Origin of the sequence: Brevibacterium sp. CS2, assembly GCF_005280295.1 — a bacterium.
Classification (GTDB): Bacteria; Actinomycetota; Actinomycetes; order Actinomycetales; family Brevibacteriaceae; genus Brevibacterium; species Brevibacterium pityocampae.
In genome coordinates, this window is record NZ_CP040020.1 from 3,036,989 (window position 1) to 3,050,091 (window position 13,103).

12 protein-coding genes and 1 pseudogene are annotated in these 13,103 nt (G+C 71.4%); 2 read left to right on the plus strand and 11 right to left on the minus strand.

Annotated elements, in window-relative coordinates; all coding sequences use genetic code 11:
* Positions 1-247 precede the first annotated feature (247 nt).
* The gene (locus FDF13_RS13635; protein WP_254668815.1) at positions 248-1,543 is read left to right on the plus strand and encodes an acyl-CoA dehydrogenase family protein; all 1,296 of its coding nucleotides are present in this window, start codon (positions 248-250) and stop codon (positions 1,541-1,543) included.
* Here FDF13_RS13635 and FDF13_RS13640 read toward each other — a convergent pair.
* The 9 genes from FDF13_RS13640 to rpsB all read right to left on the minus strand — a co-directional run bounded on the left by FDF13_RS13640 (position 1,477) and on the right by rpsB (position 10,322).
* Entirely contained in the window at positions 1,477-2,121 is a 645-nt protein-coding gene (locus FDF13_RS13640) for a hypothetical protein (RefSeq protein WP_137320125.1), read from the minus strand. The two genes, FDF13_RS13635 and FDF13_RS13640, sit on opposite strands and share 67 nt — an antisense overlap.
* The gene (locus FDF13_RS13645) at positions 2,111-2,668 is read right to left on the minus strand and encodes a DivIVA domain-containing protein (RefSeq protein ID WP_137320126.1); all 558 of its coding nucleotides are present in this window, start codon (positions 2,666-2,668) and stop codon (positions 2,111-2,113) included. Before FDF13_RS13645 ends, FDF13_RS13640 begins: the two co-directional genes overlap by 11 nt.
* Before the next feature lie 24 nt (positions 2,669-2,692).
* Complete coding sequence (gene rlmN / locus FDF13_RS13650) at positions 2,693-3,997, minus strand: 23S rRNA (adenine(2503)-C(2))-methyltransferase RlmN (RefSeq protein ID WP_137320127.1); 1,305 nt, start codon at positions 3,995-3,997, stop codon at positions 2,693-2,695.
* A gap of 24 nt (positions 3,998-4,021) precedes the next feature.
* On the minus strand, positions 4,022-5,407 hold the full coding sequence (locus FDF13_RS13655) for an FAD-binding oxidoreductase (RefSeq protein ID WP_254668816.1): 1,386 nt from the start codon (positions 5,405-5,407) through the stop codon (positions 4,022-4,024).
* A gap of 14 nt (positions 5,408-5,421) precedes the next feature.
* Positions 5,422-6,855, minus strand: a complete 1,434-nt coding sequence (locus FDF13_RS13660) for a phosphatidate cytidylyltransferase (protein ID WP_254668817.1) — start codon at positions 6,853-6,855, stop codon at positions 5,422-5,424.
* A gap of 39 nt (positions 6,856-6,894) precedes the next feature.
* Positions 6,895-7,452: a ribosome recycling factor gene (gene frr / locus FDF13_RS13665; RefSeq protein ID WP_137320128.1), complete on the minus strand. Its 558-nt coding sequence runs from the start codon at positions 7,450-7,452 to the stop codon at positions 6,895-6,897.
* Between the two features lie 142 nt (positions 7,453-7,594).
* Entirely contained in the window at positions 7,595-8,353 is a 759-nt protein-coding gene (gene pyrH / locus FDF13_RS13670) for a UMP kinase (RefSeq protein WP_137320129.1), read from the minus strand.
* A 234-nt stretch (positions 8,354-8,587) separates the two neighbouring features.
* On the minus strand, positions 8,588-9,415 hold the full coding sequence (tsf, locus tag FDF13_RS13675; protein ID WP_137320130.1) for a translation elongation factor Ts: 828 nt from the start codon (positions 9,413-9,415) through the stop codon (positions 8,588-8,590).
* Positions 9,416-9,488: 73 nt separating this feature from the next.
* Complete coding sequence (gene rpsB / locus FDF13_RS13680) at positions 9,489-10,322, minus strand: 30S ribosomal protein S2 (RefSeq protein ID WP_137320131.1); 834 nt, start codon at positions 10,320-10,322, stop codon at positions 9,489-9,491.
* Between the two features lie 449 nt (positions 10,323-10,771).
* Here rpsB and FDF13_RS13685 point away from each other — a divergent pair, with 449 nt between their 5' ends.
* Complete coding sequence (locus FDF13_RS13685) at positions 10,772-11,824, plus strand: D-alanyl-D-alanine carboxypeptidase family protein (RefSeq protein ID WP_254668818.1); 1,053 nt, start codon at positions 10,772-10,774, stop codon at positions 11,822-11,824.
* Positions 11,825-11,833: 9 nt separating this feature from the next.
* On the opposite strand, the gene FDF13_RS15670 is transcribed toward FDF13_RS13685, so the two are convergent.
* Both FDF13_RS15670 and FDF13_RS15675 read right to left on the minus strand, forming a co-directional pair.
* On the minus strand, positions 11,834-12,316 hold the full coding sequence (locus tag FDF13_RS15670; RefSeq protein WP_254668819.1) for a tyrosine-type recombinase/integrase: 483 nt from the start codon (positions 12,314-12,316) through the stop codon (positions 11,834-11,836).
* A gap of 310 nt (positions 12,317-12,626) precedes the next feature.
* Positions 12,627-12,890: pseudogene (locus FDF13_RS15675) on the minus strand (site-specific integrase); the annotation flags it as partial.
* Positions 12,891-13,103 lie beyond the last annotated feature (213 nt).

Below are 13,103 nucleotides of genomic sequence, written 5' to 3' on the forward strand. Positions count from 1 at the left end.
ATCTGGCCCCGATGACGCGTGTCAGCGGATGACGTGATGTGAATGGGCGCGTCGGCCCGGGTCGGCGGATGACGGCGGGCCGGCGGTCCGGGCGCACGGGATCCTAACGTGGCGGCAACCGCTGCGAAAGGATCCCGTCATCATGACCGCCTCGACCACCACAGTCCGCTCCCCCGAATCACGCTCCACTGCCCCGCATGCCCCTGGTATCCCTACCACCGGCTCCCCGACTGCTGACCGTTCCCCGGTGAGCGACGGTCCCCAGGCCGTTCCTCCCACAGCGACGACCACAGAGCTGCGCGCACGCTTCGCCCCGGTGTTCGAGCAGATCGCCGCCGGTGCGCTCGAGCGCGAGCGGACGCGCACGCTGCCGCGCGCGGAGATCCGCGCGCTCGCCGAGGCGGGGTTCGGCCGGCTCCGGCTGCCGCACGATGTCGGCGGCTTCGGCGCCTCGATCCCGCAGCTCGCCGCGCTGCTCGTCGACCTCGCCACCGCGGATTCGAACTGCGCCCAGATCTGGCGCGGGCACATCGCCTTCGTCGAGGACCTGCTCGTCACCCCGCACACCGGGTTCCGCGACCGCTGGCTCCCCCGGATCACTGCGGGTGCGGTGATCGGCAACGCGTGGACGGAGATCGGGGACGTCGAGCGCGGCACCCTGCGCACCCGCATCCGCACCCGCGATGAGGTCGCCGAGGTCACCGGGGAGAAGTTCTACTCCACTGGCTCGATCTACGCCGACTACGCGGACACCACCGTCGCCGATGACGCCGGTGTGCGCCACGTCGCGCTCATCCCGCTCGACCAGCCCGGGGTCGAGGTGAGCGACGACTGGGACGGGTTCGGCCAGCGTCTCACCGGCACCGGCACCACCCGCTTCACTGCAGCCCGCCTCGATCCGCGCGATGTCATCCCCTTCTCCGACCGCTTCCGCTACCAGTCCGCGCTCTACCAGCTCGTGCTCCTCGCCACCCAGTCCGGGATCGCGACGGCGGTCGCCCGAGATGCCGCCTGCGCCGTCGCCGCGCGCGAGCGCTCCTACAGCCACGGGAATGCTGACCGGGTGCGCGACGACCCGCAGATCCTCCAGATCATCGGCGAGGCCGAGGCCGCAGCCTTCACCGCCCGCGCGGTGGTCGCGAGCGCGGCCGAAGCCGTCCAGCGCGCACACGACACCGCCCTCTCCGGAGTCCCCGAGACAGCCTCGGAAACCGACACCGAGCAGAGCTCCGACGCGGACACCGCGGCGAACCACGCGGCGACACTCGCCGTCTCCCAGGCCCAGGTCGCCCTCACCCGGCTGGTGCCGGAGGCGGCCGGCAGGGTGTTCGACGCGCTCGGGTCCTCCGCGGTGCGGGAGGCGGCTGGGCTCGACCGCCACTGGCGCAATGCGCGCACGGTCGGCTCCCACAACCCGTGGGTCTACAAGGCCCGCCTCGTCGGGGACCACACCGTCAACGGCACGGCGCCGGAATATCAGTTCGCGATCGGCACAGTGAGCACAGAGGCCGGGGACTCCGCGACGGCAAGCGCCGGCACCTGAGCCCCGTCCTCACGGGCGATGACGACGAGGTCGGCCGGGAGTTCGGCGGCCGCCGCCGGTTCGATCCGGGCATCGCGCATCACCGGGTCGAGGTCGACGGGCGCGGCGAGCGCGCCGTCCTCACCGCGAGCGGCGACGGCGACTCCCTCGAAGCCGCTCGGCAGCCGGCGGACCGGCTTGTCGAAGGCCCGGTGGACGTCGCGCACCGGTGCGCTCCGGCCGGCGCGGAGCTCGACGTCGACCGGTGCGGAGGCGTCCTCGGTGAGTCGCCCACCCACCCGGATCACGGCGAGGCGGGCGAGCACGGCGGCCGGCTCGGGCACCTCGGCGGCGATCCGCACGGGCGCATCCGGTCCGACGCCGAGCAGGCGCAGGATCCCGGCGAGCTTGGCGACCCGGTCGAGGGCCACCTCATGGGTGAAGAACCCCTCCGCGTCGTGCTCGGGGGCGAGGAAGGGGTCGTCGGCGCGGCCGAGCACGATGGGGTGGTCGAGCAGTTCGTAGACCGGGTTGAGGGTGCCCGGGTGATCGGGCGCGATCGCGCCGGGCCGGCGGAACCAGTGGATCTCAGTCGACACTGGACATGACCTCGACGACACGGTCGATGAACGCGTCGACCTGGTCCTCGTCGTAGGCCCGCTCGCCCTTGCGCACCCGGAACAGCACGCGCCGCACCTCGTCCACGCTCATCGCCTGCCCCTGCGTGAAGTAGCCGTTGATGCGGTCGCAGAGCTCGTCGACCTCGGCGATGTCGTAGCCGATGATGCCCTTCTCCGGGTGATTGAAGCGCTCCCCTGCCGGGCGGGTGAGGCGGCCGCGCAGGGAGGCGGCGGCGCGGGTGAGCTCCTGCACCCAGGAGTCCTGGCCGGAGCGCTCGACCAGCCGGTCGCGCGCCCGCTTGGCGAAGGCGTCCTCGAGCCGATCGAGGGCGGCGTCGACGACGCCCACGTGGTAGCCCTTGCGGGTGAGGTCGAATCCCACGGTGCGCACCGCACGCGCATCGAGATCGCCGGGCTGCGGCGATTCGCGTTCGAAGGATTCGCGGGCGCGCTTGAAGAAGCTGTCGACCTGCACCGGGTCGTAGCCGTTCTTCCACCCCGACATCCTGGGGAAGTTCGTGTCCACCGTGGTCCTCTCCTCAGTCCATGCTCACTGCGCTGCGGCCAGCTGCCCGCACGCCCCGTCGATGTCCTTGCCGCGCGTGTCCCGGATGGTCGTCGGCACGCCGGCGTCCTGCAGGCGTCGTACGAACTCGGCGGCGACGGCCGGCTCCGAGGCCGTCCACACCGAGCCGGGGGTCGGGTTGAGCGGGATCGGGTTGACGTGCACCCAGCCCCGTCCGCGCGCGTTGAGCTTCTTCGCCAGCAGCTCGGCCCGCCAGGCGTGGTCGTTCATGTCCTTGATGAGCGCGTACTCGATGCTCACCCGACGCCCGGTGGTGCGGTAGTAGTTGTAGGCCGCGTCGATCGCCTCGTCGGCCTTCCACCGGGTGTTCACCGGGATCATCTCGTCGCGCAGTCCGTCGTCCGGAGCGTGGAGGCTGAGCGCGAAGGTCACCGGGATCTCCTCCGCGGCGAGTTTGTTGATGCCCGGCACGAGTCCCACCGTGGAGATCGTGATGCGCCTGGCACCCATCCCCAGGCCGGCCGGGGCGGGCTCGACGAACCGGCGCACCGCACCCATGACGCGCTTGTAGTTGGCGAGCGGCTCGCCCATCCCCATGAAGACGATGTTCGTCACCCGCTCCGCCCTGCCGGGCCCGTTCTCCGCGCCCGAGGCGCACGTCGGCTCCCGACCCTGCTCCTCGTCGGCCTCGGAGCCGACGGCGGCGGCCGGGTTGCCGAGCATGTCGGAGTCCTCGCCGGAGGTGTCGGCGAGCTCGCCGGCGGCGATGACCTGGTTGGCGCGGATGACCTGTTCGACGATCTCCGCGCTCGACATGTTACGGGTCAGCCCCTGCTGGCCGGTGGCGCAGAACGGGCAGTTCATGCCGCAGCCGCACTGCGAGGACACGCACAGGGTGATCCGGTTGCGGTAGCGCATGAGCACGGACTCGACGAGCGCGCCGTCGAACAGCCGCCACAGGAACTTGATCGTGTCGCCGTTCTTCGTCCGCAGCCGGTGGACCTCGGTGAGCAGCGGCGGGAAGAAGCGCTCGACGAGCTCGGCCCGGCGGTCCTTGGGCAGGTCGGTCATCGCCTCGGGGTCCGTGGTGTGGTGGACGAAGTAGTGGGTGGAGAGCTGCTTGGCGCGGAAGCCGGGCAGTCCCATCTCCTTGACCACGGTGATCCGCTCGTCCATCGTCATGTCCGCGAGGTGCTGCGGGGGCTGGGTGACGCGCGGGGACCGGAAGTTCAGCAGCGGCCGGCCGTCGCGGGTGGGCGTGCGCGAGGTCGTCCCGTCGGGGTTCTCGACGACGGGGCGGACCTGTCTGCGGGGCGGGTTCTCAGTCATGTGCCCTCCAGTATCGCACGAGCCTCACTCCTCACCCGGGACGGCGAACACCTTCCCGGGGTTCATGATGCCGTGCGGGTCGAGGGCGCGCTTGACGGCGACGTGCATGTCGATGACCTCGGCGGAGAGCTGGGAGGCGAGCCCGTCGGCCTTGAGCAGCCCGATCCCGTGCTCGCCGCTCACCGTGCCGCCGGCCTCGAGGGCGACCGCGATGATGTCCTCGAACGCCGCCTGCGCGCGCCGCTTGGCGTCCTCGTCCCCGACCGGGGTGACGAGGAGCGGGTGGAGGTTGCCGTCGCCGGCGTGGGCGATCTGCGCGAGCACGGTGTCGTGGGCCTCCCCGATCTCCTGGATCCGGCGGAGCACCTCGGGCACCTTCGAGCGGGCCACGCAGATGTCCTCGGTGAGCACCGGGCCCAGCCGTTCGAGCGCCGGGTAGGCCAGACGGCGGGCGGCGAAGAACGCCTCGGCCTCCTCAGCGTTCTCGCTCACCGCGGCGAAGGTCGCCCCGGCGGATTCGAAGGCGGCGACGATCGCGGCGGCCTCGGCCTCCCCGGCCGCCCCCGGCACATCGGTCGATGCGAGGAGGATGACCTCGGCCTCGGCGGACAGGCCCATGTTCTTCCAGTCGTCGACGGCCTTGAGGCAGTAGGAGTCGACGAGTTCGAGGGCCGACGGGATGACGCCGGCGGCAGTGACGTTGGCGACGCCCTGCCCGGCTTCGACGAGGCTGTCGAAGTAGCCGACGATCGCAGTGGCCGCCGGCGGCAGCGGGAGGAGCCTGACGGTGACCTCGGTGATGATGCCGAGCGTGCCCTCGGAGCCGGCGAGGAGCGCGCGCAGGTCGTAGCCTGCGACGTCCTTGGCGGTCCGCTTGCCCACCCGCACGATCTTCCCGGTGCCGGTGACGACCTCGAGGCTGAGCACGTACTCGCTCGTCACCCCGTACTTCACACAGCACAGGCCGCCGGCGTTCGTCGCGACGTTGCCGCCGATCGACGACCACGGGGCCGAGGCCGGGTCCGGCGGATACCACAGGCCGTCCTCCGCGACCCGGGCGCGCAGGTCGTTGTTGATGACGCCGGGCTGCACCCGCGCGGTGCGCTCGACCGGGTCGACCGCGAGCACGCGGTCCATCGCGTCGAGCGAGATCACCAGGCAGCCGGCGAGCGCGTTCGCTCCCCCGGACAGGCCGGTGCCCGAGCCGCGCGGCACCACGGCCACCCGGTTCTCGATGCACCAGTTCACCGCTGCGGCGACCTGTGCGGTGTCCCGCGGGCGGATCACGGCGACCGCCTGCTCGTAGGGCGCCCATTCGGCGTCGTCGTGGAGGTACCGGTCCATGACATCGGGGTCGGTGATGATGATGTCGTCCGGGACGGCGCGGGACAGCGAATCGATGAGGGACACGAACGGTGCTCTTTTCAGGTGATGTAGCCGGGCAGGAAGCTGAACAGGATGAGCGCGATGGGCGCGGTGGGCAGGATCGAGTCGAGCCGGTCCATGACGCCGCCGTGGCCGGGCAGCAGGGTGCCCATGTCCTTGAGGTCGAGGTCGCGCTTGATCATCGACTCGGAGAAGTCGCCGAGGGTGGCGAAGGCGGGGATGACGAAGCCGAGCACCGCGCCGGTCCACAGCGGGGCATCGAACACGAACCCGGCCATGCACATGCCGACGGCTGTCGCGATGATCGCCGAGCCCGCATAGCCCTCCCACGACTTCTTGGGCGAGATCCGCGGGGCGATCGGGTGCTTGCCCCAGAGCACGCCGAAGGCATACCCCCCGACGTCGGAGGCGACGACGAGGGAGAGGAAGCAGATGACGAGGAGATTGCCCTGCTCGAAGGTGAGCATGTGGACGACGAACGCCGCCATGAGCCCGACGTAGGTCAGCGCGAAGAGGCTGAGGCACACGTCCTTGACCGGGTTGGGGCGACGTTCGAACAGGGTGAAGAGGAGGATCGCGCCGGCGCCCACGGTGAAGGTCACCCAGAGCGCCTCCCGGCCTCCGAGGTAGGTCGCGAGCAGCATGCAGCTGGCAGCGGTGATCGTGGGCACCCGTGCCACCACGGAGCCCGAGCGGGAGAGCGCGTTGGCGAGCTCCCACATCGCGGCGAGGATGCCGGCGAGGGCGATGATGAGGAAGGAGGGCGGGTAGAACAGCAGGGAGGCGAACACACCGCCGCCGAGCAGCACGCCGACGCCGATCGCGGCCGGCAGGTTGCGCCCGGCCCGGCCGTAGTCCTTGCCGGCCGGCGGTGCCTCGGGCGCGGCGATGGGGGTGACGAAGCCGTGCCCGTAGGCGGATTCGGGGAGGTCGGCGGCCGGTGCGCCAGGATCCGGATCGGTGGACCCGGGGCCGGTGGACGCTGCATCCGATGAATCGGCGCCGGGCGGGTGGGCCGTGGACCCGGTGCGGACGGCAGGCACCCCGGCCGCTCCCGAGGCGGTCTCCCCGCGCGCGGCGGCGCCTGCCCCGACCATCGCGGGGGTGACGATCGGGATCGGGCCGGACACGCGCTCGGCCTCGGCCTCCACCCGGCGGCGCTCCGCGGCCTGCCGACGCGGCGAGTCGGTGCGAGCCGAGGCCCCGGCGGCGGGCGCCTCGGGAACGGTCTGCACCCCCGGAACGGGGTGGGCGGTGCTTCCGGGCGCCTCCTCGGCGGTCGGCGTGGGCCCGGTCGGTGCGGGGGGCGCCGCGCGGCCGAGGCGCAGGTCGCGGCGCCGGGGGACCGGCGCCGGGTCCGGGCTCGCGGCGGGAGCGGCACCCGCGGCGGGCGTGCCGGAACCGGCAGGGGATGCCTCCCCTGCCGGTGCTCGGCCCTGCTGGCCCGCGGTGCCCTGCTGGTCCTCGGTCATGACGGGCGCTCCGCCCTGGTCGTGCGTCTCACCGGACGATCAGACCTCGAGGAGCTCGGCCTCCTTGGCGGCGAGGAGCGAGTCGATCTCCTCGACCTTCTTCTTCGTCAGGTCCTCGAGCTCCTGGATGGCGCTGCGCACCTCGTCCTCGCCCGCCTCGCCGTCCTTCTGGATCTTCTCCAGGGTCTCCTTCGCCTTGCGGCGGATGTTGCGGATGGACACCTTGCCGTCCTCCGCATCGCCCTTGACGACCTTGACGTACTCGCGCCGGCGCTCCTCGGTGAGCTCCGGGAGGACGACGCGGATGATGTTGCCGTCGTTGGCCGGGTTCGCGCCGATGTCCGACTTGCGCAGCGCGGTCTCGATATCACCGAGCGCCCCGCGGTCGTAAGGGGTGATGAGCAGGGTGCGCGCCTCGGGCACCTGGAAGGAGGCGAGCTGCTGGAGAGGCGTCGGGGAACCGTAGTAGTCGACGAGGATGCTCGCGAACAGCGCGGGGTTCGCCCGGCCGGTGCGCACATTGCCGAAGTCGTCCTTGGTGACCTCGATGGCCTTGTCCATCTTCTGCCGGGCTTCGGTCAGGGTTTCCTTGATCACTGCGTGCCCTTTCGGTGGGTCGGGGGATGGTGCTGGTCTCGTAGTGCCATTCTAGGCGCGCCGCACGGACACGGCGCACAGCGCCGGGCCGAGGTGCGGGCCGGGTCGGGTGCGCGTGCGGGCGGCGAGGGGCCGGGGACGCTCAGTCGCCGGTGACGATCGTGCCGATCCGCTCACCGGCGATCGCGCGGCGCAGGTTGTGGTCGCCCTCCATGCCGAACACCACCATCGGGAGCCTGTTGTCCATGCACAGGGAGAACGCGGTCGCGTCGACGACCTTGAGCCCGCGGGTGAGCGCGTCCTGGTAGGTGATGCGATCGATCTTCTCCGCCGTCGGGTCGACCTTGGGGTCGGCGGTGTAGACGCCGTCGACGCCGTTCTTGGCGATGAGCACCGCGTCGGCGCGGATCTCGAGCGCACGCTGGGCGGCGACCGTGTCGGTGGAGAAGAACGGCAGCCCGGCACCGGCACCGAAGATCACGACCCGGTCCTTCTCCATGTGGCGCATCGCGCGGCGCGGGATGTAGGTCTCCGCGACCTGGGTCATCGGGATCGCCGACTGCACGCGCGTGTCGACCCCGGCCTGCTCGAGGAAGTCCTGGAGCGCCAGGCAGTTCATCATGGTGCCGAGCATGCCCATGTAGTCGGCGCGGGTGCGGTCCATGCCGCGCTGCGAGAGCTCCGCGCCGCGGAAGAAGTTGCCGCCGCCGACGACGATGCTCACCTCGACCTCGGGCACGGCTCCGGCGATCTCCCGCGCCACGGCCGACACCACGTCGGGGTTGACGCCCACCTCACCGCCGCCGAACACCTCGCCGGAGAGCTTGAGGAGCACCCGCCGGCGGTGGGTCCGGGTGGGGTTGTCCTGGCGGGACGAGGTGTGCACGTGGGAGTCCGACATGGCTGCCTTCCTGCTGAGCGGAACGTCTGCCGCCCGCCGGGGTGCCGGCGCGCGGGTGGGCATGGGAGCCGTGGACCAGTCTAGCGCTACCCACCGGTTCGCAACGGGCGGCAACCGGGGCACCCGCAGACGCGCGCAGGGCGGGGCACGAGGCCCCGCCCTGCGGCGGCGGATCGGCGCTCAGCGTGTGCTGCGACGGTCCGCGGTGGTGCGGTGTTTCGGTGGTGCGGTGTGTCAGCTGCCCACGCGGAAGCGCAGGAAACCGGTCGCCGCGACGCCGGCCTCCTCGAGCACCGAGGCCACCGACTTCTTGGGCTCCTTGGCGAAGCCCTGGTCGAGGAGGCAGTTCTCCTTGAAGAAGCCGCCCACGCGACCCTCGACGATCTTCGGCAGCGCCTGCTCGGGCTTGCCCTCGTTCTTCGCGGTCTCGAGCGCGATCTCGCGCTCCTTCTCCACGAGCTCCGCCGGGACGTCCTCGCGGGAGAAGTACTTCGGCGACATCGCGGCGATGTGCACGGCGACGTCGTGCGCGACCTCGGCGTTGTCGCCCTCGTAGGCGAGGAGCACGCCGACCTGCGGGGGCAGGTCCTTGTTCGTGCGGTGGAGGTAGGACTCGACGTGCGCGCCGGTGATGCGGCCGACGCGGCGCAGGGCCACCTTCTCGCCGAGCGCGGCTCCGCCCTCGGTGATGAACTGCTCGACGGACTTGCCGTCGACCTCGGCGGCGAGCAGCGCCTCGGCGGACTCGGCGCCGTTCTTCACCGCGAGGTCGAGGACCTCGTCGGCGAGCTGGACGAACTTGTCGGACTTGGCGACGAAGTCGGTCTCCGAGTTGAACTCGATCATGGTGCCGACGCCGTCCTCGACGCGGGTGGCGACGAGTCCGTCGGAGGTCGAGCGGCCCTCGCGCTTGGTGGCGCCCTTGAGGCCCTTGACGCGCAGGATCTCGATGGCCTTGGCCTGGTCGCCCTGTGCCTCCTCGAGAGCCTTCTTGACGTCCATCATGCCGGCGCCGGTCTTCTCACGCAGCGCCTTGATGTCAGCAGCGGTGTAGTTTGCCATGGGATCTCCTTTACGTCACGCGACGTGTGGTGTCCCCGGCCCGCACGGGGGGGGGGGCCGGGAGGGGTACGGATCAGGCCTCGGTGGTCGAGGCGGCGGGTGCCTCGGCTGCGGCCTCGTCGGTGCCCTTGCCCTCGAGGAGCTCGCGCTCCCACTCCGGCATCGGCTCGACCTCGACGGCGGAGACGTTCTTCTCGCCGCCCTCGTCACCGGACGAGTGGCGCTTGATCAGGCCCTCGGCCACGGCATCGGCGATGACGCGGGTGAGGAGTCCGACCGAGCGGATCGAGTCGTCGTTGCCCGGGATCGGGAAGTCGACCTCGTCGGGGTCGCAGTTGGTGTCGAGGATGCCGATGATCGGGATCCCGAGCTTCTTCGCCTCGTCGACGGCGAGGTGCTCCTTCTTGGTGTCGACGATCCACACGGCGGACGGGGTGCGCGACATGTCGCGGATACCGCCGAGGGTGCGCTCGAGCTTGTCCTTCTCACGACGGAGGATGAGGAGCTCCTTCTTCGTGTGGCCGGAGCCGGCGACATCGTCGAAGTCGATCTCCTCGAGCTCCTTGAGGCGACGCAGCCGCCCGGAGATCGTCTGGAAGTTCGTGAGCATGCCGCCCAGCCAGCGCTGGTTGACGAAGGGCTGTCCGACGCGCTTGGACTGCTCCTGGATGGCCTCCTGCGCCTGCTTCTTGGTGCCGACGAAGAGGATCGAGCCGCCGTGGGCCACGGTCTCCTTGACGAACTCGAAGGCCGAGTCGATGTAGCCCAGGGTCTGCTGGAGGTCGATGATGTAGATGCCGTTGCGCTCGGTGAAGATGAAGCGCTTCATCTTCGGGTTCCAACGGCGGGTCTGGTGTCCGAAGTGGACGCCGCTGTCGAGCAGCTGGCGAATGGTGACGACGGCCATGCCGACGCCCTCCTTTCATGGTGCAGGCCATCGGGCCGGCACGCTTCAGGTCGCGGTCCCCCGGCGGTGTCCGACGCTGTTCCCAGCGCGCGGCACTGCCGGCTGCGACGATTCGGTTGATTCCTGGTATCCGCGGCCGAGTGCCCACGAATCGCACGGCACCGCGCGAGCGCTTCTGCGCTGCTCGCGGCTGTGGATTCGCACCGGTGGCACTCGTCGGTTCATCGGATACGCGTAGTCGGAAGTGGTCACACTCCCGCTGGCGCCATTCTACGTCGGGCGGCGAAAGGCGCCAAACCCGCGGGTGGAGGGTCTGGGGCGGGTGCTGCGGGAAGCGGCTGTGGACGGTGCGCCATCGGGTGCGGGTGCCCGCTGGGGACGGACGCCGTCTCGTCCACAGGTGTGGCGGCGCTCTGGCGGGAGCCGCAGTGGGCGCCGAGGGTGGGGCCATGGCCGATCCGCTCGTCTCCCCTCCCCTCGACCCCGCTCGCATTCTCCGCCCGGCCGGCATCGTGCGCCCGGCTCGCATGCTCCACCGGAACCGTGCCCTCCGCTCGCTGGGCGCGGCGCTCGTCGCGCTGCTGCTCGTCACCGCGCTCCCCCTCGACGCCCGGGCGGCGGATCACCCCTCGGACTGGTTCACCCCGGTGCCCGGCTACACCGTCACCCGGCCGTTCGACAAGCCGGCGCAGAACTGGGAGTCCGGGCACCGCGGGATCGATGTCGGTGCGCTGCCCGGCGAGGCGATCCGAGCGCCGGATGCCGGGACCGTGCGGTTCGCCGGGACGGTCGCGGGCCGGCCGGTGCTCAGCCTCGAGGTCGCGGGCTACGTCGTGTCCTTCGAGCCCGTGGGCTCGGAGCTCTCGGCCGGGGACGAGGTGTTCGCCGGTCAGCCGGTGGGCACGGTGGCGGAGCCTGCGCACTGCGAGACCGGATGCGTCCACGTGGGCGTGTGGCGGGCGGATGCGGAGAAGGACTACCTCAATCCGGCGTCGTTCTTCGCCGCGGATTCGACGGTCCTCCTGCCCGAGGCCGAAGCCCCCTCCGAGCTCCCCGCGGTGCCGGCCGGTGACGACGGGGCGAGCGGGGCCGGCCAGTGGGGCGGTCACGAGAACGGCCGGATCCCGGCGGTCGCGATGTGTCCGCTCGCCTCCGCACCCGGTCACCGGCTGCGCTGCGATGCGGCGAAGGCCTTCGATGCGCTCGATGCGGCCTACCGTGAGGAGTTCGGTCGCGGGATCTCGGTGACGGATTCCTACCGGGACTACGAGACGCAGGTCGTCCTCAAGCGCCGCAAGGGCCGGATGGCCGCGACCCCCGGGAGGTCGAACCACGGCTGGGGGCTCGCCGTGGACCTCGGCGGCGGCATCAACTCCTTCGGCACGGTGCAGCACGAGTGGATGCGGTCGAACGGTCCCCGGTTCGGGTGGATCCACCCGGCGTGGGCGCGCAGCGGCGGTTCGCTGCCCGAGGCCTGGCACTGGGAGTTCCGGTCCGGGTGAGCGGGCGCCTCAGGCGCGGGGGTGTGCCCGGTAGTAGCTCTCGGAGAGCCGGCCGAGGGAGACGTGGGTGTAGATCTGGGTCGAGCTCAGGGTCGAGTGACCGAGGTACTCCTGCACCTGGCGGAGGTCGGCACCGTTCTCCACCATGTGCGTCGCGGCGGAATGGCGCAGGCCGTGCGGGGAGAGCTCGGCGACCCCGTCGACGGCGGCGGTCGCCCGGTGGACGATCTCGCGCACTTGGCGCACGTTGATCCGCCCGCCACGGACCCCGAGGAAAAGGGCCTGGCTGCGGCGATCAGCCGAGCCTTTGGAGGCGGAGGCGGGGGCGGGGGCAGAGAGTTCGGGCCGCCCGCTGGCGATCCAGGCCTCGAGAGCCTGCGCCGCCGGCAGGCCGTAGGGCACGCGGCGCTCCTTGCCCCCCTTGCCGAGCACGGTGATGAGGCGGCGCTCCGGGTCGAGGTCGGAGACGTCCATCGCGGCGAGCTCGGACACCCGCACCCCGGTGGCGTAGAGGACCTCGAGGATCGTCGCGTCGCGGAGAGCGATCGCGCGGTCCCGAAGTGAGGGCGGGGCGGTGGCGTCGGCTGGGTCGGGATCGGGGCGGGTGGGATCGGTGTCGGCGCCTAGCTCGGGCCGCGCGATCCATGACGGCGGCGGTCTGCGACTGCTGGAGCACGGCCGGCAGCCGGGATCCCTTGCGGGGGCTGGCCAGGCGGGCCGCCGGGTTGCGCTCCATGCGCCCGGTGCGGGTGCAGAAGGCGCAGAACGAGCGGATGGCGGCGATCCGCCGGGCGATGGTCCCCGGTTCCGCGCCGCGACGCGACTGGTCCATGAGCCACTGTCGCAGGTTCCCGAGCTCGATGTCGGTGAGTGCGAGTGCGTGACCGTCGGCCTCGGTGAGGAAGGTCATGAGGGAGCGCACGTCGGCGGAGTAGTTGCGCACCGTGTGCACGGAGGCGTTGCGCTGGATGCGGAGGTCCTCGACGAACGCCTCGAGCGCATCCGCGTACTCCGGCGACAGCTGGTCCGCTGTCAACGGAGGGGCGTGCGGGTGGGAAGCCGACATGCTTTCACTGTAGATCACCACGAGCACAGCTCCCGGGAGCCGAGCACCCGACTCCGGAGCGCCATGTGACTCCGAAGCTCCGTGTCACTCCGGAGCTCCGTGCGTCTCCCCGGGGTCGCCGTACGACTCCCCGGGGTCCGGGTCCGATGCGCTGATGTCCGGGTGAGCGCCCGGGGTCTGCGAGTTGAAGTCCGGGTCACGAGTGTGGCGGGG

Bases quoted from the DNA above. Each gene is read 5' to 3' on its own strand.
- rlmN (WP_137320127.1), bottom strand. From the start codon at position 3,997: ATGACTGAGAACCCGCCCCGCAGACAGGTCCGCCCCGTCGTCGAGAAC.
- FDF13_RS13660 (WP_254668817.1), bottom strand. From the start codon at position 6,855: ATGACCGAGGACCAGCAGGGCACCGCGGGCCAGCAGGGCCGAGCACCG.
- pyrH (WP_137320129.1), bottom strand. From the start codon at position 8,353: ATGTCGGACTCCCACGTGCACACCTCGTCCCGCCAGGACAACCCCACC.
- tsf (WP_137320130.1), bottom strand. From the start codon at position 9,415: ATGGCAAACTACACCGCTGCTGACATCAAGGCGCTGCGTGAGAAGACC.
- rpsB (WP_137320131.1), bottom strand. From the start codon at position 10,322: ATGGCCGTCGTCACCATTCGCCAGCTGCTCGACAGCGGCGTCCACTTC.
- FDF13_RS13685 (WP_254668818.1), top strand. From the start codon at position 10,772: ATGGCCGATCCGCTCGTCTCCCCTCCCCTCGACCCCGCTCGCATTCTC.